The sequence below is a fragment of the Ruegeria sp. AM5 genome, from assembly GCF_056540645.1.
The window spans coordinates 350,909-372,053 of sequence record NZ_JBQFXC010000001.1; the positions used below are offsets into that span (position 1 = coordinate 350,909).

Here is a 21,145-nt window from a genome sequence, read left to right on the forward strand (position 1 = left end):
CGAGCGGTTAAAATCAACCGGATTTGTGCTTTTGAATGTGGAAAAACCCGACTGGCTACGTAGTAGTAGGTATTCACATTCATGTGTGTGGAACTAGGCTAACGCGCACTAGAAACGATCGACCCGGCATCACCCGGGGAATGAATATGAAGGGGAGGATCACTCATATGGATCGTCGTAAGTTTCTGAAAACATCAGCACTGGGCGGCTCGGCCGCTGCAGCCACCACGCTGGCAGCGCCCGCCTATGCGCAAGGCAAGCGCACGCTGACTATGGTCACCTCGTGGGGCCGTGGCCTCGCAGGTGTGTTCGACAGCGCGCAGCGTTGCGCCGACAGCATTACCACAATGTCGGATGGCGACCTGAACGTTGAAATCAAAGCCGCTGGTGAACTGGTTGGTGCCTTTGAGGTGTTTGACGCGGTATCGTCCGGACAGGCCGATATGTACCACGCGGCAGACTACTACTTTGTGGGTCAGCACCCGGGCTATGCGTTCTTCACCGCTGTTCCGTTCGGCATGACCGCGCAGGAACTGGTGAACTGGTACTACCATGCCGGCGGCATGGAGCTGCATGATGAGCTGGGCGAAATCTTCGGCCTGAAATCCTTCCTGGCCGGTAACACTGGCGCGCAGGCAGGTGGCTGGTACTCGAAAGAGATCAACAGCCCCGAAGACTTTAACGGCCTGAAATTCCGCATGCCGGGTCTGGGTGGCAAGGCGCTGGGCAAACTGGGCGCATCCGTTCAGAACATTCCGGGTTCGGAAGTGTATCAGGCGCTGTCGTCCGGTGCTATTGATGGAACCGAGTGGATCGGTCCCTGGGCTGATGAAAAAGCGGGCTTCCAGGAAATCACCAAAACCTACTACACCGCGGGCTTCCATGAGCCGGGTGCGGGTCTGTCGCTGGCCACAAACCGCGAGGTTTATGACAGCCTGTCCGCCGCGCAGCAGAAGATCATCGAGATCGCAGCTGCCGAGTGCCACCAGTGGAACCTGGCACAATTCCTGGCCAACAACGGTGCAGCGCTGCAGCGTCTGCAGGCCGGTGGTGTTAAGGTCATGGAATTCCCGGACAGCGTTTGGGACGCGTTTGGCGCAGCCAGCCAAGAAGTTCTGGATGAAAACATGGGTGATGAGCTGTTCAAGCGCATTCACGACAGCGCCATGGAGTCGATGGCAGCATCGTCGGCATGGAACAACCTGTCGTCGGGTGTCTACACCTCGCAGCGTGACCGCGTACGCGGCTAAGCAATCCGCTCAATGCAATCGGTTCCCCCGTCAGCGGGGGAGCCTTTCCTGTTGCACATAAGCGGCCCGGACATGCCGTCATAACCAAACGTGCAACCGATGCGACCTGGGGACAACATGCAGGACGAAAACGGTATCTCGTTCTTCGGCGCCCTGTGGAATGGACTGGTCTGGTTCATTCAGAACATTGCCGAAGCCTTCTATAATTTCGGATACGCCATCACGCATCCGCAGCTCTGGCTGGACTGGTCGAACAAAGAAGCAATCATGCGCTTTGTTTATTATGGCGGGTCTGTCGAGTTCTTCTTCGTGATCTTCGCGCTGTTTCTGGTGCTGACGGCCATTGGTCTTTACTATCGGAACTTCATGTGGGGAATGGTGCGCGGGCTCGAGGGCTTCGCCAATACCACTGGCCGCTTCTTTGCGTGGGCGGGATTGCTGATGGTAATTCAGCAGATCGTTATCGTATTCATGCAGCGGGTGTTCACACGGCCGGATATGTCCTTTGGGCTGGGTATACCTTTTCAAATGGATATCAGTTGGTTCGCCGAAGAACTTAAACTCTACAACGCCATGGTTGTCTGCCTCTGCTGCACTTATACATTCGTGCAGGGCGGCCATGTGCGCGTTGACCTGATCTATGCGGGCATCAGTCACAAGGCCAAACGCGTCGTTGATATGTGCGGGGCGGTTCTGTTCATGATGCCCATGGCCGTTCTGACCTGGATGTATGGATGGTACTTCATGTGGCGGCACCTGATCGTGCCGAAACCCTCGGCCAGTGACACGCTGGATAGGCTTGTGGCCAAGTCCCGAGCGCTGCGTTGGAACGTGGAAACCATCGGGTTTAGTCCTAACGGGTTCAACGCCTACTTCCTGTTCAAAATCCTGCTGGTGGTCTTTGCCGCCATGGTGTTCCTGCACGCGATTGCGTTCCTGTATCGCTCGTATCTGGAATACGTGGAAGGGCCGGAAAGTGAAGGAAAATACCTCGACAAGGACAGCCTTGGCGAGGGTGAAGAAGCCTACGAAGGCGCGCATTAGGGACGGAGAACCAGACAATGCTATTCGGACTTGATGGCGTCGAGATAGGCCTCATTATCGTATTTTTCTGCCTCTTCGGAGGCATTCTTTCGGGTTTCCCCGTGGCCTTTGCCATCGGTGGGGCCGGGGTGATTTCGTTCGGGATTATCGCTGCTTTGGATAGTGCCGGACTGTTGATCCACCAGGCGATCGACACCGGCTCGCAAGCCTACCGCGACGTGGTGAATTCTGGCGTCAAACCTGACGTGATATCCGTGTTCCGATACCCGGATTTGCCAAGGATCGCCGAGCCGGTCTTTGTACAAGGCTGGGAAACCGCGCTGGACCGGAATGTTTCCTTCATCGTGAACCGCATGAACGAACGTGTTCTGGCCGGGCAGTCGATCGAGACGCTGCTGGCGGTGCTTATGTTCGTTCTGATGGGCATCACGCTGGAGCGTTCAAAAATTGCAAACGACCTGCTGACCACGATGGCGCGCGTCTTTGGCCCGCTGCCCGGTGGCCTTGCGGTCTCGATTGTGGTCGTGGGCGCGTTCCTTGCTGCCTCGACCGGAATCGTCGGCGCGACCGTTGTTACCATGGGACTGTTGGCCCTGCCGACCATGCTGCGGAACAACTATTCGCCGGAATTGGCGACAGGTGTGATCGCGGCCTCGGGTACGTTGGGGCAGATCATTCCACCGTCCATCGTGATCGTTCTGCTAGGTACACTGGCTGGTGACCTCTATTCGACCGCGCAGGAAACACGCGCGGTTGAGGCCGGGTGCACCGACGCACTGACCTATCTGGGCGAGCCTGCAGTTGTTTCGGTGGGTACACTGTTCCAGGCCGCGCTGCTGCCTGGGATCATGTTGGCGCTGCTCTATGCGCTCTATGCCTTTGGCTATGCGCTGTTGAACCCGGAAAAGGCCCCGGCTGTTGAATTGTCGGGAGGCTCGGGTGAAACCATCACGCGCTCGGAAGGGCTGACCTGGCTGCTGGGCGCTCCGGTTGCTCTGATTGTTGGCGCGGTGCTTCTGGGAAGCGCGGGAGTGATTGGCAGCCAGAACATCTCGGTCTCGGCATTTACGGATATCGGGCAGGGCGCCTCGCTGCGCACGAACGTGTCCGAAGAGTGTAAGGCTTCGATGATCGAACTGCATGGGCAATCAGCCTGGGACCAGGCCGTGGCCGAGCAGGAAGCGATTGACGAAGCAGGTGGTTCGTCCGAAGCCCAGCGTCTGAGCGAAGAGGAACTGGCTGCTGCGCAAGAGGCCAAGATCGCCGCTGCAGCGCCAATTGGCAACGGTGTCGCCGTGATTGTGGTACTGCTGGGTCTGACACTGGTACTGGGTCGCGGAATCGCACCGTCGCAAGCGCCGCAGCCTCTGATCGTCGGAGCGATTGGCCTGTTGCTGATGCTGTTGGTCGACGTGTTGCTGATCGCGCCAACGACTTCGTCCGGGGCTACGTTCCTGATACTCGCCATACCTTTTGCGCTCGCAATGCATGGGTGCAAAGAAGCTGCCGCCCGTTGCGCGACCAATGATCTGATCCGTGTGGTCTTCCCACCGCTGGTGCTGATCATCGCGGTGTTGGGTTCGATTCTTGGCGGTGTCACCAACCCTACGCCGGCTGCGGCACTGGGGGCGGGTGGAGCGATCATGCTAGCGGCCTATCGGAAACTTCAGGATCAGAACCGGTCGGGCAAAGTGATCATCTGGTCGACCTTCGCGGTGATCATCGCTCTGGTGATGGGTGTGAACTTCGATCTGCGCATCAATCAGGGCAATGTTTCGGTCGAAAGCTGGATCGCGTTCATCATCGCCTATTCAGCCTACCTCTATGCGCTGTTCGGCTTGATCTACGGCTGCTGGGTTTTGTTCTCAAGCGGGGTTCTGACACCGGTGGTGCGCGAGACGGCCAAGGTGACATCAATGGTCTTCACCATCCTGATCGGATCGCAATTGCTGAACCTGGTGGTGATTTCCTTTGGTGGAGAGCACTATATCCAGCAGTTCCTGCGCAGCTTTGATAATGAATTCACGGTTTTCCTGATCGTGATGCTGGTGCTGTTCATTCTTGGCTTTGTGCTGGATTTCCTTGAGATCATCTACATTGTGATCCCGATCGTGGGCCCCGTGATCTATGGCGGATCGTTTGATCCGAAATGGGTGACCATCATGGTGGCGGTGAACCTGCAGACCTCGTTCCTGACGCCTCCGTTCGGATTTGCGCTGTTCTATCTCAGGGGTGTTGCGCCGAAAGAGGTCACCACTGGCCACATCTATCGCGGCATCATACCGTTCGTGATCATTCAGGTTGTGGGCATCGCAATCCTGTGGTTCTTCCCGTCGATTGTAACCATCGTTCCTGACCTGATCCCGAACTGATCTGTCGCTTAGACTGACGAATACGGAGGCCCATTAGGGCCTCCGTTTGTTTTTCAGGAATTCGGCTGTGGGTGTGTCAGCCTTTCAAACTCCGCTTCAGTGGCATGATCGATTGCAAGGTCTGTGGTCTCGACAAGTCCGGCATTGGGATTGTCGAACGTGGCCTTGTCCAGCTTGCCGACCTTTTGCCCGACAATGGTGGTCACCACCGCATCGCCAGTGACATTCACTACCGTCCGCATCATATCGAGGATCCGGTCGACGGCCAGAATGATGCCGATGCCTTCCAGCGGCATACCCAACTGGTTCAGAACCATCGCCAGCATCACTATCCCCACACCGGGCACACCTGCCGTGCCGATTGAGGCTAGAACCGAGATTGAAATCACGGTCAGATAACCGCTCAACCCCAGATCGATGCCATATGCGTTGGCCAGAAATACCGTCGCCACACCATGCATGATTGCGGTGCCGTCCATGTTGATCGTCGCCCCTAGGGGAATACCGAACGACGCCACGGAACGGTCAACGCCGACGCGCTGAGTCACGCATTGTAAGCTGGCCGGAATTGTCGCGTTCGAGCTTGAGGTCGAGAACGCAAACACCTGCGCCGAGCGCATCTTGCGCAGGAATACCCGAGGGCTCAGCCCGGTCGTAAAATACAGCAGCGCCATCAACGTGACACACAGATGGAATACCAGCGTCAGGCTGATCGTGGTCAGATAGCCGATCACCGGTCCGAATAAGCCAAAGCCCTCCATCGCAAAGGTTTTGGCAATCAGGCTGAAGACGCCGATGGGGGCGAAGGCCATGACGATATTGACGATCTTCATCGCCAGTTCATTCATGAACTCGCAGCCTTCCACAAAGGCCTTGGCGCGGCTGCCCATCATTAGCACTGCAATACCAACGACCATTACGTAGAAGATGATCTGCAGCATCTCACCATTGGCCAACGCGTTGATCGGGTTCTTGGGAATGATGTTTGCCAGTATTTCCCAAGTGGTCTGTGGGTTGGCGACGCTTACGCTGTCACCGGCCAGATGCAGGCTCGTGAATCCTGTGCCCGGCCCAATGAGGCCCGCAAAGATCAAGGCAGTTGTCACGGCCAAGGCGGTGGTGGCCAGATAGGTAACGAAGGTCAGCCCTCCGACACGGCCCAGCAATTTGACATCGCCAATGCCGACAACGCCGCACAGCAGTGAGAACACAACCAGCGGCACAACAAGCATCTGAAGTGCATTAAGGAACATTTGCCCAAACATGGACAGCACACCCTGCACAAGTGTTGCGTTGAGCGCAGCGATATCGAGATAGTTCAAGACCAGACCAAAGATCGAGCCCAAGGCGAGCGCGACCAGAATCTGGGTCGTCAGCGTGGCCGAAATCAGTCGGCGTGCGGCATATGTCATTTTCCCCCTCCTTCAGAACCTCTGCGACAGGGTGGGAGGCCTGCCGTAGCGACAATAAAGCCAGCCCGGTCAGCGTCTGATTGAGCTGCGGGTTTCAGGTTTGGGCTGGACGTTTAGAAGTGCGGCTAATTTGGTGACCATGCGTCAACTTTCAATCGCACGGGCGGGGGAAGGTCGATTAAGATTGCTTAACAATTGGGCGCAGCATGGCGGAAGGTAGTTTAACGTGATGAAAAAAATGTATTTATTTTGTCGATACAGGTGCTGAAAATTCGATCAAATCCCAACGATTTCCGAAAGGATCCCGCCAGACGGCGACAATTCCATAGGGTTCATGGCGCGGGCGCTCTTCAAATCCTACGCCTGCTTCCAGCATCGCCGCGTGATCGCGGTAGAAATCATCTGTTTCGAGGAAAAAGCCAACGCGCCCACCGGTTTGATTGCCGACCGATGCAATCTGTTCCGCGCCCACCGCCTTGGCCAGCAACAACGAAGCACCATCCGAGCCCGGAGGCGTGATCCGCACCCAGCGTTTACCATCGCCCAGATCAATATCCTGCGTCAGAGTAAAGCACAGCACTTTGGTGTAGAACGCGATCGCTGCGTCATAATCCGGGACGACCAGCGTCACCGCATGAAGGCTCTGACGCATGATAGATTAACCTTTGGTGGGGTGGCGGTCAGGCAGTTGGATGTTGGCCACCTGCTCGGCAATCGGGGCCGACGATAGGGGGTGGTGGGCCGTATGGTCACACTGCTCGGGATTTTTAATTCGCTGCCATTCACCCTGCATATAGACCTGCAAGCCCGCGAATTTGGCCTTGTACCCCATCTTGGGGCTGCCGGGCACCCAATAGCCCAGATAAATATAGGGCAACCCAGCCTCGCGCGCGATCTCGATATGGTCGAGAATCATGTAAGTGCCCAGCGAGCTTTGCTGGAACTCTGGATCGTAGAATGAGTAAACCATGCTCAGCCCGTCATCCAGTACATCGGTCAAACTGACGGCGATCAGCTCGCCGGTTTCGGGATCGGCATATTCTACGACTCGGCTGCGGATCGGGGTTTCCTCGATCATCGCGGCGAATTCGAAGACATCCATATCGGCCATGCCGCCATCCGCATGGCGCGCGTCCAGATACCGACGGAACAGGTCGAACTGTTCATCCGTTGCCCAGGGCGATGTTGCACGTCGGATCAAGTAGGAATTGCGCTTGTGGGCCCGTTTTTGGCTTTTGCTTGGCTGAAAGGCTGACACATCGATACGGGCAGATAGACAGGCGGCGCAGTCGGTGCAGGACGGGCGATACAGAACGTTCTGCGAGCGGCGAAATCCTTGTTGCGAAAGGCAATTGTTCAATTGATCCGCACCTTCCCCCTGTAGGGCGGTGAACAGTTTGCGCTCCATCCTGCCCTCAAGGTAAGGGCAGGGCTGGGGTGCCGTCACATAGAATTGTGGCGCAATTGGCAGCGTGTGTCGCATGAAGGTCCCGCATTTCCTCGGAACCGATGATAGCAACGGTTTTTGGCGCAGCCAAGTGTTTCACTCAGGTGTTTTTAGGCGCGCTGGTTGATCATCACGGTGCCGAGGAAGGCATCGGTCAGGCCCTGACAGCGGGCGCTGGTCATCATCATGATGACCGAAATGATCTGTAGTACCGGGATCGCCATGCTGACAAAGTAACCTGCCGTATGTGCAATGGCTTTCCCCGTATCCATTCGGGCGCCAAAGGCGTCACGCAACTCTATCCCCATGAAGCGCATCCCCAGTGTGGCCGAGCCGTTGGCGATGGTAACGACGCGATAGACAAAGCTGATGACTGCGTAGATCAGCGCCAATATGAAGAAGCCCATGCCAAAGGTCAGCAGAATCGCAACTGTACAGAGCAATGAGATAAAGGCGATGTCGAACAGCCACGCGAAAAAGCGCTTGGTCGCTACGGATTGGTAGAATTCGGGTTGGCTGTCGGGGTCAGGCAGATGAGACATAGACTGTAATCCGGGTTTTGTGCAGAAACACCCTGTCCCGATGGGGGGGGACAGGGCAAGCCACGATTAGGCAGGTTGTTCGCCGTTTTCGTCATCACGATTATCGCGGGCGCGTTCATCCATGAACTCGTCGAACTCGGCCTTGTCCTTGGCTTCACGCAGGCGGTGCAGGAACGCCTCAAAGTCTTTCTGTTCACGCTCCAAACGCGCCAGTGTGTCGGCCTTGTAGGCGTCAAACGCGCTGTTGCCCGAAGGTTTCATGGCGCTCATGTGGCTGTTCCACGACGAACGGCGGCTGCAGGATTTGCTGAACATGCGTTTGCTCCAGATCATATAGGCAAGAAAGGCCAGGCCGATGGGCCAGAAGAAGATAAAGCCAAGGACCATTGCGGCGATCCAGGCGCCTTTTCCCTTGCTATCAAGCCAGGCTTCGCTTCGGTGCAGCCATCCCGGATTTTGGGGAACGGCGTGGTCGGACAATGCGGTCATGTGCTCTCTCCAGCTAGGATGTAAATGCTTTTCACATTACCAAGATGGGAGGGGGGATAGGTGGTTGCAAGGGGGTATGTGAAAAAGATTTACATTTTTCGGAAACCAGCGTCTAACCGGGCGGATCAATCAGCGGGGTAAGGCGGATTTGCGTCTCAGTAATTCAGGCCAAGCGACGCAGCCCATCGGTTAAACGTTTCATTAAGAACGCTTAATAATCAAACCCTTCCATAGGGTTTGCGCAATGGCTGCATACATAGTTTTCCGAGGAGCAATCAAGGGAGGTCGCGGAAATGAATGTTGTGAACACAACTCATTGGCCGTTCGGGCCAGAGGAGAGTTTCATCTTGTCGACCGAACCAGGCCTAGCTTCGCAAGGCGGCGTATCTAGATCGATTGATCAAGTCGATTTGCCTTTTTTGAACCTCGATCCCCATGATCTCGAAGGGAAAGAAGATCTGCCGGATTTCGAACCGCGCGGGTTTTGGGACGGGATGATCGACAGCACGGTCAGCGCGTATCAGGGCGCTGGGTCTCACGAGGTTGAGTTCAGTCTTTTGATGGTGAACCACGAGATCGCGACACGCGGAAGCGCCACGCTCATTTCGGAGCTGTACCATACACAGCAAGTCGCGCTTGAAACCATAAGCATGCATGGAACGGCCATACCTGTTTCTTACGAGGCCCGGTCCGCCTTTGGATTTGAGGGCGTTCACATTGGTCAAGCAGCACAGTTTCAGCATCTGTCTATAGCCAGCGAACAGGGGGAGATGTTCGATGTGCATGGGGTCGATGCAAATGGCGATCTGGTTCTGGCGTCATTCGGCTATTACGAGGTCGTCGAGATCGCAGGCAAGCTTCATCAAAACGGTATTTCTGATTTTGCGCTGAGTTTTGAGGTGTCGTTCGAGCTCGAAATGAATGAGACCGGTCTTTATGAAGTATTTGCTGCGGTCTCGTTCGATGGCCAAATTGACTTTAACCACGGAATGTCGCGCTTTTTTGAGTTTGAAGAGGATATGTATTTCCCAGCTCGCAATCTGGGGAGTGTGGAATTTGGCCCTCTGCCAGATGGCCTGTTCCAACAACTGGCGATGTTTCAGGCTCATATGGGTGACGCCTGGGACGAGTTGGTGAGTTTGAACGATCAGCTTGAGGCGGTGTTTTTGCAGCTTCGTGAAGACGAGCACTATGACGAGTGGGATTTGGCCGGGCAGGGGATTGAAAATCCGTTCACTTTCGATTTGCCGCCAGTGGATCAGTGGCTATAACGATTTGGACATTAGGCCCTTTCTGCTGTTCAATCGGACAGGGCTAAGCCAACTCTGTCCGATCATGTGCGCTGGCCGCATCTGATTTTCGGCCGTCACAAGTCATAGGCAAATGGAAGATATTGAAAACACCAGCCCACCGTCACTCGATCAGATCCTCTCGCTGGAAAAACAGGTATGGACTGCGCTGGTTGAAGGCAATGCACAGGCCGACCGGGCACTTCTGAGCCCCGATTTTCTGGGCGTGTATCCAACGGGTTTTGCCAACCGCGACGATCATGTTGGCCAGTTCGCCGATGCGCCTACGATGGCGCAATATGAACTCAGCGATACCAGGTTGCGCGTCTTATCGGCGGATGTGGTCTTGCTCTCATACAGGGCAGATTATCTACGCCCCGAAGCACAGGAATGGGAGGCGATGCTGATCTCATCCCTATGGGAGCGGCGTCACGATGTCTGGATCAACAGTTTCAGCCAGGACACGCCACTGGAACGGTCATGAGCCAGCCTCTTGTTATCAACCGCTTGCCGCGCGCTTTTCATACCGATCTGGGTGACGAAACACGCGCGGCGCTGCCCGATTTGACTGCCGAGCAGGGGGAGTTGATCGCGGGAACTGCGGGCTCTAGCCCCTACCTGAAAGGGTTGATTGACCAAGAAAGGAACTGGTTGCCACACGCGTTGCAGCAACCGGAGCAGGCATTGTCGGAACTGATGGACGCGGCGCGCGCGCTGCCGTCGGATCAGTTGAAACCCGGTTTGCGGCAAGCGAAGAGGCGCATGGCCTTGCTGACGGCGCTGGCCGATCTGGCGGGTGCGTGGCCGTTGGAAAAGGTAACTGCTGCGCTGACTGACTTTGGCGCTTTGGCCGTAGATGTGGCAGCGAAGGCCGAAATTGCCGCGCTGATCCGGCGCGGCAAGCTGCCGGGTATGACCGAGAATGATGTCGAAACCGCAGCTGGTATGGTCATTCTGGCGATGGGCAAAATGGGCGCATATGAGCTGAATTATAGCTCGGATATCGATCTGATCGTGCTGTTCGACGAAACCCGTTTCGATCCCGATGATTTCTATGAAGCCCGTCAGGGAATGGTGCGCGCCACGCGGAATTTCTGTGCCACGCTCAGCGACAAGACGGCGGATGGGTATGTATTCCGCACCGATCTGCGACTGCGCCCGGACCCGGCAGTCACACCCGTGTGTCTGGCGATGGAAGCGGCTGAGCGCTACTATGAAAGCCTTGGGCGCACGTGGGAACGCGCGGCCTATATCAAGGCACGCCCCTGCGCCGGGGACATCGCGGCAGGTCAGAGATTCCTTGATGCATTGCGCCCGTTCGTCTGGCGGCGGCATCTGGATTTTGCCGCCATTCAAGACGCCCATGACATGCGCTTGCGCATTCGCGAGAACAAGGGAACGGGCGGAAGTCTCTCGATTCCCGGCCACGATATGAAGCTGGGGCAGGGCGGTATTCGAGAGATCGAGTTTTTTACTCAGACCCGTCAATTGATCGCGGGCGGACGTGATCCCGACCTTCGCGTCCGGGGTACCGTTCCCGGTCTGGCGGCGTTGGCGTCGAAGGGCTGGGTGCCCGAAGACGTCGCAGAGAAACTGACTGACCACTACCGCGCCCACCGCGAGGTCGAGCATCGCATCCAGATGGTGCACGACGCACAGACCCATAAGGTGCCAAATTCAGAGGACGGTTTCGAACGGGTCGCGTGCCTGATGGGGATCAGCAGCGCCGAATTGACCGCCGAACTGACCCGCCGCCTGACCGAAGTGCACGAACTGACCGAAGGGTTCTTCGCCCCTGGACCAGGCGCGGTACCCGTGCCGCTTCAGGAGGTTGAGTTTGACAAGGGTGTGCTGGCTCGCTGGCCGACTTATCCGGCGCTTCGATCGCAGCGTGGTGCACGGATATTCGAGCGGCTCAGGCCGGAACTTCTGGCGCGATTGGCAAAAACTGCGAAACCCGACGAAGCGCTATTGGCACTGGATGGTTTTCTGGCGGGATTACCCGCCGGAGTGCAGCTGTTTTCCCTGTTCGAGGCGAACCCGCATCTGATCGATCTGCTGGTCGATATCGTTGGAACGTCACATGCGCTCGCCACCCATCTGTCGCGCAACGCCTCGGTTTTTGATGCGGTGATTGGTGGCAGTTTCTTCAGCGATTGGCCCGGGCAGGCGACCTTGCAGTCGGACTTGACGCAGGCCTTGGCAGAGGAAAGCGACTATGAAACACAGCTCGATTTCGCACGTCGCTGGTGCAAGGAGTGGCACTTTCGCATCGGTGTGCATCATCTGCGCGGACTGATCGATGGGGCGCAGGCCGGGCAGCAATATGCCGAACTCGCGCAGGCCGTGATTGCGGCGGTTCTGCCCTGCGTTGTCGACCAGTTCTCCAAAAAGCATGGACCGGTGCCGGGGCGCGGCGCTGCGGTTTTGGGCATGGGGTCACTTGGGGCAGGGCGCATCAACTCGCAATCCGATCTGGACATGATCGTCATTTATGACCCGCAGGATCAGGATATGTCCGACGGTCCTCGCCCGCTGGCGACGCGGACGTATTATGCTCGGTTCACCCAGGCACTGATCACGGCGCTCAGCGCGCCAATGTCGCAGGGACGGCTTTATGAGGTCGACATGCGTCTGCGCCCGTCGGGCAATCAGGGGCCGGTGGCCACAAGCTGGGCCAGCTTCACCAACTATCAGCAGAATGAGGCCTGGGTGTGGGAACACCTTGCTTTGACTCGCGCCCATGTCGTCGCAGGCGACGCCGGTCTGGCCGAGGATATCGAAAACTTCCGCGCCGATTTCCTGTCGCAACCGCGCGACCGTGACAAAGTGCTGAAAGAAGTGGCCGAGATGCGCGAAAGGCTGGCCGGCGCAAAAGCGCCAGCGGGCGTTTGGGACGCAAAGAATGGGCCGGGCCGCATGATGGATATCGAACTGATGGCAGAGACGGGCGCATTGCTGGCCGGATTGCCCCAGCGCGATGTCCATTCGGGTCTGGATGGGGCGGTCGCTGTCGGGCTGCTGGATGTCGCGCAGGCGCAAACCCTGAAGGGTTGTTACGATTTATGCTGGTCGGTGCAATGTGCGGCGCGTCTGCTGTCGGGAAAGGTGATCGAGGCCGACAAGATCGGTGAAGGCGGTACGGCCTTTCTGTGTCGGGCGACCGGGTTCGATCAGGTCGAACAGCTGCAATCCGCGTTGCAAGACAATTACAGCACTGCGGCCTCGTTGATCGGCGCAGTTGTCGGAGGGGTTGAAGATGGCACGCAGTGATGATCCGAATGACCACAAAGGCCTGATCCGCGAGGCGTATCGCATTGAAGGCATCACCTTGCCCGAGTGTCGCAGCATCTTTCTGGATTGGGCGCTGAGCCTGCCCGGAGAGCTTGACCAAAATCAGGCTCTGACCAACCTGCACGCAGTCTATTCGGAACAGGCTGCTGATCATCCGATGACGCAGGTCCTGACCGAGGGTTTGCAGGCGGCCCATGCCCCCAAGCGTCGTGGCGGCTGGCGCAAGCGCAACCGTTAACGGGGCTTTCACCCACGCGCATTCACGATTATGAGGGCGCCATGACAACCACAGCTGATCGCCCCCGTATCCGTTTGAAACCCAAGGCCAATGCGCGTGGCCTGCGCCACGGGTTTCCCTGGGTCTATGCCAATGACATCGTCACCGACCGCCGGACCCGCAAAATCGGGCCGGGGTCCTTGGCTGTGCTGGAAGACGAGAAGCGCGCGCCAATCGCTCTGGTCGCAGTGAATCCGGTCTCGAAGATCATGTGCCGGGTGCTGGATCGCGACATTAACGCGCAGTTGGATGCGGACTGGTTTGAAACCCGTCTGCGCCGCGCGCTTGAGATGCGCGAGCGACTGTTCGATGCGCCTTACTATCGCCTGATCCATGCCGAGGCGGATGGGTTTCCCGGGGTGATCATCGACCGGTTCGGAGACGCCTGCGTGATCCAACCCAACGCAACCTGGGCTGAGGCACATCTTGAATCTCTGACCGACGCGCTAGTCAAGGTGACCGGGGTCGACACCGTGCTGAAGAACGCCTCAGGGCGCACGCGTGTGCTCGAGGGGTTGGACGACACCAATCTGACCTTGCGCGGCATCGCGCCCGATAAGCCTCTGCCGGTGCCAATGAATGGCGCAACCTACATGGCTGACCTGACTGGTGGACAGAAAACCGGCCTGTTCTATGACCAACGCCCCAATCACGCGTTTGCCGCCAAGTTGGTTCACCCCGAGGCGCAGGTGCTGGATGTATTCAGCCACGTCGGAGGCTTTGGTCTGGCCATGCTGGCGGGCGGCGCAGCACAGGCATTGTCCGTTGACGGCTCGGCAGCGGCGCTCGAATTGGCGGCGAAGGGTGCGGAGGCCTCAGGATTTATAGACCGCTTCCAAACGCGGCAAGGCGATGCCTTCGATATACTGACCAAGCTGGGCGAAGAGGGTGCGTCGTTCGACGTCGTCATCTGTGATCCCCCGGCCTTCGCCCCCTCGAAACAAGCATTAGACGCTGGCCTGCGCGCTTATGAGCGTATTGCGCGTCTGGCAGCCCCGCTGGTCAAGCCGGGCGGGTATCTTGGCCTATGTTCCTGTTCTCACGCCGCTGATTTGGGCCGCTTCCGCGACGCCTCATCCCGCGGGATCGGACGGGCAGGGCGACAGGCCCAGCTGATCCACACGGGATTTGCCGGGCCAGACCATCCGCAACTGCCGCAGCTGGCAGAAAGCGGTTACCTCAAAGCTGTGTTCTACCGCCTGTGAAAGCGGTTCTGGATACCTGCGTCATCTATCCGACAGTGATGCGAGAGATGCTGCTGGGTGCTGCGCGGCTTGGCCATTTCACGCCCGTCTGGTCGATGCGTATCCTCGAAGAATGGGCCCGTGCCGCCCGCAAGCTCGGCCCCGAGGGAGAGGCGCAGGCACGCGCCGAAATCGCGCTGGTTCAGGCCCAATGGCCCAATGCCGAGCAACCCGCCAACCACGGTGTTGAACAACGCCTCTGGTTACCGGATGCCGCCGACATCCACGTTCTGGCTACGGCGGTCACAAGCTCAGCGGATGTCGTTGTCACCGTCAATGCCAAGGACTTTCCCAAGAATATTCTGGCCGAGGAAGGGCTTGATCGGCGCGACCCCGACGGGCTGCTGCATGAATTCTGGCTGTCGGACCCAGAGGGTCTGACGCAGATCGCCACCACTGTCCTTGCCGAAGCTAACCGCCTGTCCGGCGATCAATGGACTCTGCGCAGCTTAATGAAAAAAGCCCGCCTGCCGCGCCTGGGCAAGGCCCTCACAGCGTAGTACCGGATCCTCTTCATCTGGCCATAAATATCTCGGGGAGCGCGAGGGGCTGGCCCCTCGCTCCCGATCTAGCCACCAGAACCCCACTTCTGTTCCAAAACCTCCAACGCCGCAATTCGCTCATCCGTCTTGGGGTGGCTCATCAACCAGGCGGGTACGACGCCCGCACGCTGCTGCGTCAGATCCTCTAGCTTGTGGAACAATGATTTCTGCGGACCAATACCGATCCCTGCCTTGGTCAGCAGCGCGGCCGCATATTCATCGGCCTCATATTCATCACTCCGCGACAGGCGGGAAGCCAGCAGATGGGTCAGCATGTTCGCAATCCAGGCACCAATGAAGGGGATGAAGCGGTTCAATAGCATCATCAAGGCAGCGCGCAGCGCGTTTTGGCCCGAGAAATCAATCATCCGCCGCCGTGCGTGGCCAAGCGCGACATGGCCCAATTCATGCGCGATTACGCTTGCCATTTCTTCGGCTGAAACCTCGCCATTGCGGAATTTTCTATAGAACCCGCGCGTGATGAAGATACGCCCGTCGGGCGCGGCCAGACCATTCACCGGATCAATCTCGTAGATGTAGACCGGGACCCGGTCAATTTCCAAAGCTGCAGCCAGCCGGTCCGTCATGCGTTTGAGCGCAGGGTCTGCAAGCTCGGTCGATTTCGCGTCCAGTTCACGATGCGTGCGCCAGACGGAAATCCGGTACATCACAACGGCATAAGCTATGGCCAACAGGATCGGGGTTAATCGAAGCATGAGTTAGATATGGGCGGCCCGCCCCGAGGAGGCAAGCGGTAACTCGCCCTTCACGTCCGATCAGATGTGCGGTTCAAACCAGCGCTACCTGCTTGGCGAGGGCAGGTGCAGGTTCGAATGAAATTCGGCAAGGGACTGCTTGGTCAAAACTGTGCCCTTCGAGGCCTCAAAAAATGCGCGTTCAGCTTCCTTTTCTGCGACCAGAGCATCAACTCTCAGGTCCCTCACATCCGCGCGCAGATCGTCGCGCGCCTCCTCGTAGGTGTCAGCGTCACGCAGCTCATCCTCAAGCGCACTCAGCTTGTCATCGTAGTCGGGATCCGCAGGATCAAGCGCGGCGATATCATCGGCGATGTCTTCGCTGCTGCGGCCATCGTAGCCTTCGTTCAGATCACGCAGTTCACGGCGCGCCTCATAGAGGTCACCGCGCAGGTCGTAATAGGTTTCCGCTGCAGCCTGATAGGTCGCGATCTTGCCGACATTGCTGTTGGGCGAGGCGTTGCGGAACGCCGGGGCTGCTGCCTTAGACGCATTCAGGTTACGCAGCTTGTCCGAGCCATCGGGATCGGTGATCGCTGCAACAAGCGGGTCGCGGTAATAGCGGTAGCGGTCCTTCTTGCGATCGGAATATGGCTTGTCGTAGCGCAGTTGATAGTCGGTTTCATCATAGAACTTCTTATCATCCGAATAGCGGTAGCCGTCAGGATCGTAAGACACCGGCTGGATCGTTGCCCAGTCCTTGTGCCGGTAGTTTGGCTGTGGCAGATCGAGATTGCCGTGGAACTCGCCCAGCGTCGCCTTGGTCAATGTCCGCCCTTTCGAAGCGTCATAAAAGGCAGCCTCCGCATCTTGCAACGCGTCGCGGGTTTCGTATCTCAGATCCCTCACATCCGCGCGCAGATCGTCGCGCGCCTCCTCGTAGGTTTCAGCATCGCGCAGCTCATCCTCAAGCGCACTCAGCTTGTCATCATAGTCCGGATCCGTAGGATCAAGCGCGGCGATATCATCGGCGATGTCTTCGCTGCTGCGGCCATCGTAGTCTTCGTTCAGATCACGCAGTTCACGGCGCGCCTCATAGAGGTCCTCGCGCAGGTCGTAATAGGTTTCCGCCGCCGCCTGATAAGTTGCGATCTTGCCGACATTGCTGTTGGGTGAGGCGTTGCGGAACGCCGGGGCCGCTGCCTTGGATGCATTCAGATTACGCAGCTTGTCCGAGCCATCGGGATCGGTGATCGCCGCAACAAGCGGGTCGCGGTAGCGACGCTTGCTGGGCTTTTTATCGTCATAGTGCTTGGTTTTATTATCTGTGCGAGCAACAGGTCGCGGGGAATACTCAACCGGAGCAACCGACGCCTTGCGGTACGATTTCTTTACCCGGTTCGCGCTTGACTTGGTTTTTACCGGCGAACGCTTGCCAAATAGTTGCTCGACATCGCGTTTAAACTCTCTTCCAAAGCCCGCCAGTGTGGTCTTTTGTACCTTGCCGTTCCGTCCCTTAGCTTTAGCAGAGGTTTTGGCTGACCGGTGGTGTTTTGCCTTTTGCTTCTTGTTAAACCCGAAAGCCTTTTCCACGCGGCGCGTTTTGGACTTGGCCTTGCCGGGATCTTTACCCGCGCTTTTGGCACCCTTAGTCTTGCCGGATTTTCCCTTTTCGCCACCTTTGTTGCCGTCGTTGCTTTTTCCAGAATTACCTTTGCCGCCGCCGCGGCCCTTTCCATTGCCATTATCATTCTTGGCATAAGCGGCGTCAGGGGAAAGTACCAATGTCGCGGTCGCACCCGATGCAATTGCGAACGCTGTAATGGTCAAAACAGATGTCAGGATATTTCGTAGTTTTGAAATGGTCATCTCAGCCCCCCAGCTTCAATCCCTTTGTCGTATATCACGAATTCGAGAGAGGCAGGGAATTTTGCCGAGATTGTTTCTTTGGTGGTGCTTTTGACGCGAATATCTCTGAAAACTAGGCCTATTGTTTCCGGTTTCTGAGTTAACCAGGACTCCGACGGTGACTAGCGCGTCAGTTCCCGCATACCTTGTTCCAAACCCGCCAGCGTCATGGGTACCATGCGATCTTCGAATATCTCACGGATCATGCCGATCGAATGGGTATATTCCCAATACTTCTGAGGCACTGGATTGATCCACAGGTTCGATGTCCACTGTTCGCGTGCACGGCCCAGCCAGACTTGGCCAGATTCCTGATTCCAATGCTCATTTGCACCGCCGGGATAAGCGATCTCGTAGGGACTCATCGAGGCATCGCCGACAAAGATGCATTTGTAGTCCGGCCCGTATGTGCGCAAGACCTCGTGCGTCGGAGTTTGCTGATCCCAGCGGCGGCGATTGTCGCACCAGACGCCTTCATAGAGGCAATTGTGGAAGTAGTAGTATTCCAGATGTTTGAATTCGGTTCGGGCCGCTGAGAACAGTTCTTCGACGACCTTGATATGCGGGTCCATCGATCCGCCCACGTCCAGAAACAAAAGCACTTTGACGGCGTTGTGTCGTTCGGGTCGGGTTTTGACATCCAGATATCCGTGTTCAGCCGTAGCCCTGATCGTTCCATCCAGATCAAGCTCTTCCGCTGCACCTTCACGCGCCCAGCGGCGCAGGCGTTTCAAGGCAACCTTGATGTTCCGGGTGCCCAGTTCAACAGTGTCATCTAAGTTCTTGAATTCGCGCTTGTCCCAGACCTTTACTGCACGCTGATGGCGGCTTTCTTTCTGGCCGATGCGCACGCCTTCGGGGTTGTAGCCATAGGCACCGAAAGGTGAGGTGCCCGCGGTGCCGATCCACTTGTTACCGCCCTGATGGCGACCCTGTTGGTCCTTGAGGCGCTCGCGTAGCGTCTCCATCAGCTTCTCAAAGCCACCAAGCGCCTCGATCTCGGCTTTTTCTTCATCCGACAGGTGCTTTTCGGCCATCTTTGCAAGCCACTCGGCAGGAATATCGACCGCCTCGAGTACTTGATCGAAACTGATTTCACCCAACCCTTCGAAACTGGCGGCAAAGGCACGGTCGAACTTGTCGATGTTGCGCTCGTCTTTCACCATCGAAACGCGGGCGAGATAGTAAAACGCCTCGACATCGTATGTCGCCAAGCCCTTTTTCATCCCTTCCAGAAACGTCAGGTACTCGCGCAGAGATACGGGAATGCCCGCGTTTCGGAGGTTTTCGAAGAAGGGCAGGAACATCGTTCTATACCAGACGAACAATGACCAGTGAAATCACCAGCCCGACCAACGCAAAGGCAATGCCGTAACCTGCAGCGTATTGAGCCATATCCGCACCGCTTCCGTTACGTTTGCGTGCTGTCAACGCGCCCAGAATCGCGCCCAGAATAGCCATGCCCAGAACCACTATCATGTGACGTTATCCACCCGTGCTTGTGGCGGCTGACTGCGCGATGTCTTGTGTGACCGAGCGCACCACCAAATCCGAGCCGAAGCCGTAACGTGCCCATCCGATACTGTCCAGCCGAACGCGACGTGCCTGATCTAGTTGACCGGACTGCCGCAGCGCCTCGGATTTGAGCAGCAGCAGGGTGGCCAGAAGGGCGGCGTTCTCGGCCTTCGTCATAACACTGATTGCTTTGTTCAATTCGGGCAGGGCCTCGGTGCCCTGACCCTGTGCCAAAGCAAATGCTGCGGTTTGTGCCGTGATATGAGCGCGCTGAATTTCCGTTCCCGGGGTGGCGTTCAGGTATTTCAGGGCAATTTCATATTGCTGCTGCGCCGCCTCGGGGTCGTCGAATTGCCCCATGCGCCCCAGCAGATAATGCGGATAGGCGCGGCGGTGGTCGGTCCAGCCTTGCTGTTGACCAATTCGCGCTGCCTCGTTCGCAGCGTTAACGCGCTTGGCCGTACCAGTGCCAGCCCCCAAAGCGCGTTGAACTGCATTAATCCACACCCGAGGTGTCTCAGTAACCTGTTGTGGCGCAACCCGATCCCCTCTGGGGTTCAGCCGGCTGAGTACGCCGGGCAGAACCGCTGCCACCTGTTCGCGTGTCATGCCATTTTGCAACTCAGGCGCATAGGCTGCGCGCAGGATCAACATGTCGAATCCGGTCAGAACCGTGTGGAAATTGTCGTCGTTGAATACTGAATCGGTTAGGCGATAGAGGTCGTTCAGAGGTCCAAGTGCCTGAGCCAATTCTTCATGCAGGCAGTCCCGAATTTCCTGTGGGCTGGCATCGTAGGGGATGAATATCCCGATCCGTTCACGTTTTCGCAGTTCGGTCCAGTTGCTTTTGCTTTTGCGCCTGTCACGGCGGTATTCTTCCAGACTTGAAGAGTTGGGCACGACGAAACAGGCTGCCTGCGGCAGGATGCGGCGGATCTGTTTCTGGCTTACAGCCTCGATCGTGATGTTCGCCTGACCCTCTGGAATCTGCCGGATGTCGATCTTCGCCTCACGTTGCAACCGGGTCAGTAGCCGGCTCAGGTCGGTCTGCATCGTTGGTGGCGGTGTCCCAGTCAGACGCACCGTGATGGGTCCATCAAATCGGGTGAAAACGGGCAACTCTGCGCCGCTCTCAAGTGCGAAATGCAGCGATAGGAAATCTGCGGCGATGTTCTTGTTTGAGCGGGCAGGCGGGCTTGGACGAGCAGCGCCGAAGGATTTAGACGGCGGCAGCGAAGCTTCAATCACCTGGGTACGGGTCGGCGTCTCGATCCGGTCGACCGTGGTGCAGGCAGACAGCGCCGCCAGAAGTAGGGTTGCGCCTAAAAGCCTCATGGTCGCTGATACTTCAGGAACGGCGACAACTTGCCGATGCGGTCATAGAGTTTGCGTGCGGTATGGTTGTTTTCCTGCGTCAGCCAATAGACTGAGGGGGCTTTCTGCCTGTCCGCTTCTTCATAGACGGCCTCAATCAGGGCGCGCCCAACTCCGGTGCCTCGCGCTTCTGGGCGGGCATAGAGATCCTGCAGATAGCAGACACTTTCTTCCTTCCAGGCGTGGCGATGAAACAGGTAGTGGGTCAGTCCAAGCAGTTGCCCATCCAAATCCGCGACAAAACAGGAAAAGTCATTCGGATCATCACCTAAGAGCCGCGCAAAGGTGCTTTGGAAAGTCGAATCCTGCACTTCGGTTTCATAAAATGCCAGGTAGTCACGCCACATTTCGGCCCATTGATCCCGGTCTTCTGGTTGCAAGGGGCGAATTGTGACGGCGTTAGACATTTTACTATTTCCTGCTCTGGAGGCCCGATTGGCGCGGGGTCTTT

Annotated in this window: 20 protein-coding genes; 9 read left to right on the top strand and 11 right to left on the bottom strand. The window is 57.3% G+C overall.

Annotation, left to right across the window (positions count from 1 at the left end; genetic code table 11):
* Window positions 1-167 precede the first annotated feature (167 nt).
* The 3 genes from ACR0AH_RS01775 (at window position 168) to ACR0AH_RS01785 (ending at window position 4,666) form a co-directional block, all read left to right on the top strand.
* Window positions 168-1,250 (top strand): TRAP transporter substrate-binding protein, encoded by a 1,083-nt coding sequence (locus ACR0AH_RS01775; protein ID WP_170396967.1) that lies wholly within the window; start codon window positions 168-170, stop codon window positions 1,248-1,250.
* A gap of 117 nt (window positions 1,251-1,367) precedes the next feature.
* Window positions 1,368-2,294 (top strand): TRAP transporter small permease subunit, encoded by a 927-nt coding sequence (locus tag ACR0AH_RS01780; RefSeq protein WP_170598117.1) that lies wholly within the window; start codon window positions 1,368-1,370, stop codon window positions 2,292-2,294.
* 17 nt (window positions 2,295-2,311) lie between these two features.
* Window positions 2,312-4,666 (top strand): TRAP transporter large permease subunit, encoded by a 2,355-nt coding sequence (locus ACR0AH_RS01785; RefSeq protein ID WP_170396596.1) that lies wholly within the window; start codon window positions 2,312-2,314, stop codon window positions 4,664-4,666.
* 53 nt (window positions 4,667-4,719) lie between these two features.
* Here ACR0AH_RS01785 and ACR0AH_RS01790 read toward each other — a convergent pair whose 3' ends face one another.
* The 5 genes from ACR0AH_RS01790 to ACR0AH_RS01810 form a co-directional block, all read right to left on the bottom strand.
* Entirely contained in the window at window positions 4,720-6,078 is a 1,359-nt protein-coding gene (locus ACR0AH_RS01790) for a dicarboxylate/amino acid:cation symporter (RefSeq protein WP_480590069.1), read from the bottom strand.
* Window positions 6,079-6,322: 244 nt separating this feature from the next.
* Window positions 6,323-6,730: a VOC family protein gene (locus tag ACR0AH_RS01795; protein WP_170396600.1), complete on the bottom strand. Its 408-nt coding sequence runs from the start codon at window positions 6,728-6,730 to the stop codon at window positions 6,323-6,325.
* Between the two features lie 6 nt (window positions 6,731-6,736).
* Complete coding sequence (locus tag ACR0AH_RS01800) at window positions 6,737-7,561, bottom strand: arginyltransferase (protein WP_170396602.1); 825 nt, start codon at window positions 7,559-7,561, stop codon at window positions 6,737-6,739.
* 74 nt (window positions 7,562-7,635) lie between these two features.
* Complete coding sequence (locus ACR0AH_RS01805; RefSeq protein ID WP_170396604.1) at window positions 7,636-8,067, bottom strand: RDD family protein; 432 nt, start codon at window positions 8,065-8,067, stop codon at window positions 7,636-7,638.
* 66 nt (window positions 8,068-8,133) lie between these two features.
* Window positions 8,134-8,556, bottom strand: a complete 423-nt coding sequence (locus tag ACR0AH_RS01810) for a DUF2852 domain-containing protein (protein WP_170396606.1) — start codon at window positions 8,554-8,556, stop codon at window positions 8,134-8,136.
* A 347-nt stretch (window positions 8,557-8,903) separates the two neighbouring features.
* On the opposite strand from ACR0AH_RS01810, the gene ACR0AH_RS01815 reads away from it, so the two are divergent.
* The 6 genes from ACR0AH_RS01815 (at window position 8,904) to ACR0AH_RS01840 (ending at window position 15,160) form a co-directional block, all read left to right on the top strand.
* A complete protein-coding gene (locus ACR0AH_RS01815; RefSeq protein WP_170733343.1) occupies window positions 8,904-9,827 on the top strand; it encodes a hypothetical protein in 924 nt (307 codons plus the stop codon).
* A 112-nt stretch (window positions 9,828-9,939) separates the two neighbouring features.
* Complete coding sequence (locus ACR0AH_RS01820; RefSeq protein WP_170396632.1) at window positions 9,940-10,329, top strand: nuclear transport factor 2 family protein; 390 nt, start codon at window positions 9,940-9,942, stop codon at window positions 10,327-10,329.
* Window positions 10,326-13,118, top strand: a complete 2,793-nt coding sequence (locus ACR0AH_RS01825) for a [protein-PII] uridylyltransferase family protein (protein ID WP_480590072.1) — start codon at window positions 10,326-10,328, stop codon at window positions 13,116-13,118. The genes ACR0AH_RS01820 and ACR0AH_RS01825 overlap by 4 nt, the downstream gene beginning before the upstream one ends.
* Window positions 13,105-13,377: a hypothetical protein gene (locus tag ACR0AH_RS01830; RefSeq protein ID WP_170513003.1), complete on the top strand. Its 273-nt coding sequence runs from the start codon at window positions 13,105-13,107 to the stop codon at window positions 13,375-13,377. Before ACR0AH_RS01825 ends, ACR0AH_RS01830 begins: the two co-directional genes overlap by 14 nt.
* 41 nt (window positions 13,378-13,418) lie before the next feature.
* Window positions 13,419-14,621: an RSP_2647 family RNA methyltransferase gene (locus ACR0AH_RS01835; RefSeq protein WP_480590074.1), complete on the top strand. Its 1,203-nt coding sequence runs from the start codon at window positions 13,419-13,421 to the stop codon at window positions 14,619-14,621.
* The gene (locus tag ACR0AH_RS01840; RefSeq protein WP_480590076.1) at window positions 14,618-15,160 is read left to right on the top strand and encodes an RSP_2648 family PIN domain-containing protein; all 543 of its coding nucleotides are present in this window, start codon (window positions 14,618-14,620) and stop codon (window positions 15,158-15,160) included. Before ACR0AH_RS01835 ends, ACR0AH_RS01840 begins: the two co-directional genes overlap by 4 nt.
* A gap of 68 nt (window positions 15,161-15,228) precedes the next feature.
* Here the strand turns inward: ACR0AH_RS01840 and ACR0AH_RS01845 are convergent, their stop codons facing one another.
* The 6 genes from ACR0AH_RS01845 to ACR0AH_RS01870 all read right to left on the bottom strand — a co-directional run bounded on the left by ACR0AH_RS01845 (window position 15,229) and on the right by ACR0AH_RS01870 (window position 21,101).
* A complete protein-coding gene (locus ACR0AH_RS01845; RefSeq protein WP_170693574.1) occupies window positions 15,229-15,918 on the bottom strand; it encodes a M48 family metallopeptidase in 690 nt (229 codons plus the stop codon).
* A gap of 84 nt (window positions 15,919-16,002) precedes the next feature.
* Window positions 16,003-17,766: a hypothetical protein gene (locus ACR0AH_RS01850; RefSeq protein ID WP_480590078.1), complete on the bottom strand. Its 1,764-nt coding sequence runs from the start codon at window positions 17,764-17,766 to the stop codon at window positions 16,003-16,005.
* Window positions 17,767-17,927: 161 nt separating this feature from the next.
* A complete protein-coding gene (locus tag ACR0AH_RS01855; protein WP_480590080.1) occupies window positions 17,928-19,112 on the bottom strand; it encodes a vWA domain-containing protein in 1,185 nt (394 codons plus the stop codon).
* Window positions 19,113-19,116: 4 nt separating this feature from the next.
* Window positions 19,117-19,284 carry a hypothetical protein gene (locus ACR0AH_RS01860; RefSeq protein WP_170396648.1) on the bottom strand — a complete coding sequence of 56 codons (168 nt, stop codon included), beginning with the start codon at window positions 19,282-19,284 and terminating at the stop codon, window positions 19,117-19,119.
* Window positions 19,285-19,290: 6 nt separating this feature from the next.
* A complete protein-coding gene (locus tag ACR0AH_RS01865) occupies window positions 19,291-20,655 on the bottom strand; it encodes a DUF2927 domain-containing protein (protein WP_480590082.1) in 1,365 nt (454 codons plus the stop codon).
* Window positions 20,652-21,101 (bottom strand): N-acetyltransferase family protein, encoded by a 450-nt coding sequence (locus ACR0AH_RS01870; RefSeq protein ID WP_480590084.1) that lies wholly within the window; start codon window positions 21,099-21,101, stop codon window positions 20,652-20,654. Before ACR0AH_RS01870 ends, ACR0AH_RS01865 begins: the two co-directional genes overlap by 4 nt.
* Window positions 21,102-21,145: the final 44 nt, after the last annotated feature.

Coding starts and splice junctions, on each gene's coding strand:
- ACR0AH_RS01775 (WP_170396967.1), top strand. CDS start 168: ATGGATCGTCGTAAGTTTCTGAAAACATCAGCACTGGGCGGCTCGGCC.
- ACR0AH_RS01780 (WP_170598117.1), top strand. CDS start 1,368: ATGCAGGACGAAAACGGTATCTCGTTCTTCGGCGCCCTGTGGAATGGA.
- ACR0AH_RS01785 (WP_170396596.1), top strand. CDS start 2,312: ATGCTATTCGGACTTGATGGCGTCGAGATAGGCCTCATTATCGTATTT.
- ACR0AH_RS01790 (WP_480590069.1), bottom strand. CDS start 6,078: ATGACATATGCCGCACGCCGACTGATTTCGGCCACGCTGACGACCCAG.
- ACR0AH_RS01795 (WP_170396600.1), bottom strand. CDS start 6,730: ATGCGTCAGAGCCTTCATGCGGTGACGCTGGTCGTCCCGGATTATGAC.
- ACR0AH_RS01800 (WP_170396602.1), bottom strand. CDS start 7,561: ATGCGACACACGCTGCCAATTGCGCCACAATTCTATGTGACGGCACCC.
- ACR0AH_RS01805 (WP_170396604.1), bottom strand. CDS start 8,067: ATGTCTCATCTGCCTGACCCCGACAGCCAACCCGAATTCTACCAATCC.
- ACR0AH_RS01810 (WP_170396606.1), bottom strand. CDS start 8,556: ATGACCGCATTGTCCGACCACGCCGTTCCCCAAAATCCGGGATGGCTG.
- ACR0AH_RS01820 (WP_170396632.1), top strand. CDS start 9,940: ATGGAAGATATTGAAAACACCAGCCCACCGTCACTCGATCAGATCCTC.
- ACR0AH_RS01825 (WP_480590072.1), top strand. CDS start 10,326: ATGAGCCAGCCTCTTGTTATCAACCGCTTGCCGCGCGCTTTTCATACC.
- ACR0AH_RS01830 (WP_170513003.1), top strand. CDS start 13,105: ATGGCACGCAGTGATGATCCGAATGACCACAAAGGCCTGATCCGCGAG.
- ACR0AH_RS01835 (WP_480590074.1), top strand. CDS start 13,419: ATGACAACCACAGCTGATCGCCCCCGTATCCGTTTGAAACCCAAGGCC.
- ACR0AH_RS01845 (WP_170693574.1), bottom strand. CDS start 15,918: ATGCTTCGATTAACCCCGATCCTGTTGGCCATAGCTTATGCCGTTGTG.
- ACR0AH_RS01850 (WP_480590078.1), bottom strand. CDS start 17,766: ATGACCATTTCAAAACTACGAAATATCCTGACATCTGTTTTGACCATT.
- ACR0AH_RS01855 (WP_480590080.1), bottom strand. CDS start 19,112: ATGTTCCTGCCCTTCTTCGAAAACCTCCGAAACGCGGGCATTCCCGTA.
- ACR0AH_RS01860 (WP_170396648.1), bottom strand. CDS start 19,284: ATGATAGTGGTTCTGGGCATGGCTATTCTGGGCGCGATTCTGGGCGCG.
- ACR0AH_RS01865 (WP_480590082.1), bottom strand. CDS start 20,655: ATGAGGCTTTTAGGCGCAACCCTACTTCTGGCGGCGCTGTCTGCCTGC.
- ACR0AH_RS01870 (WP_480590084.1), bottom strand. CDS start 21,101: ATGTCTAACGCCGTCACAATTCGCCCCTTGCAACCAGAAGACCGGGAT.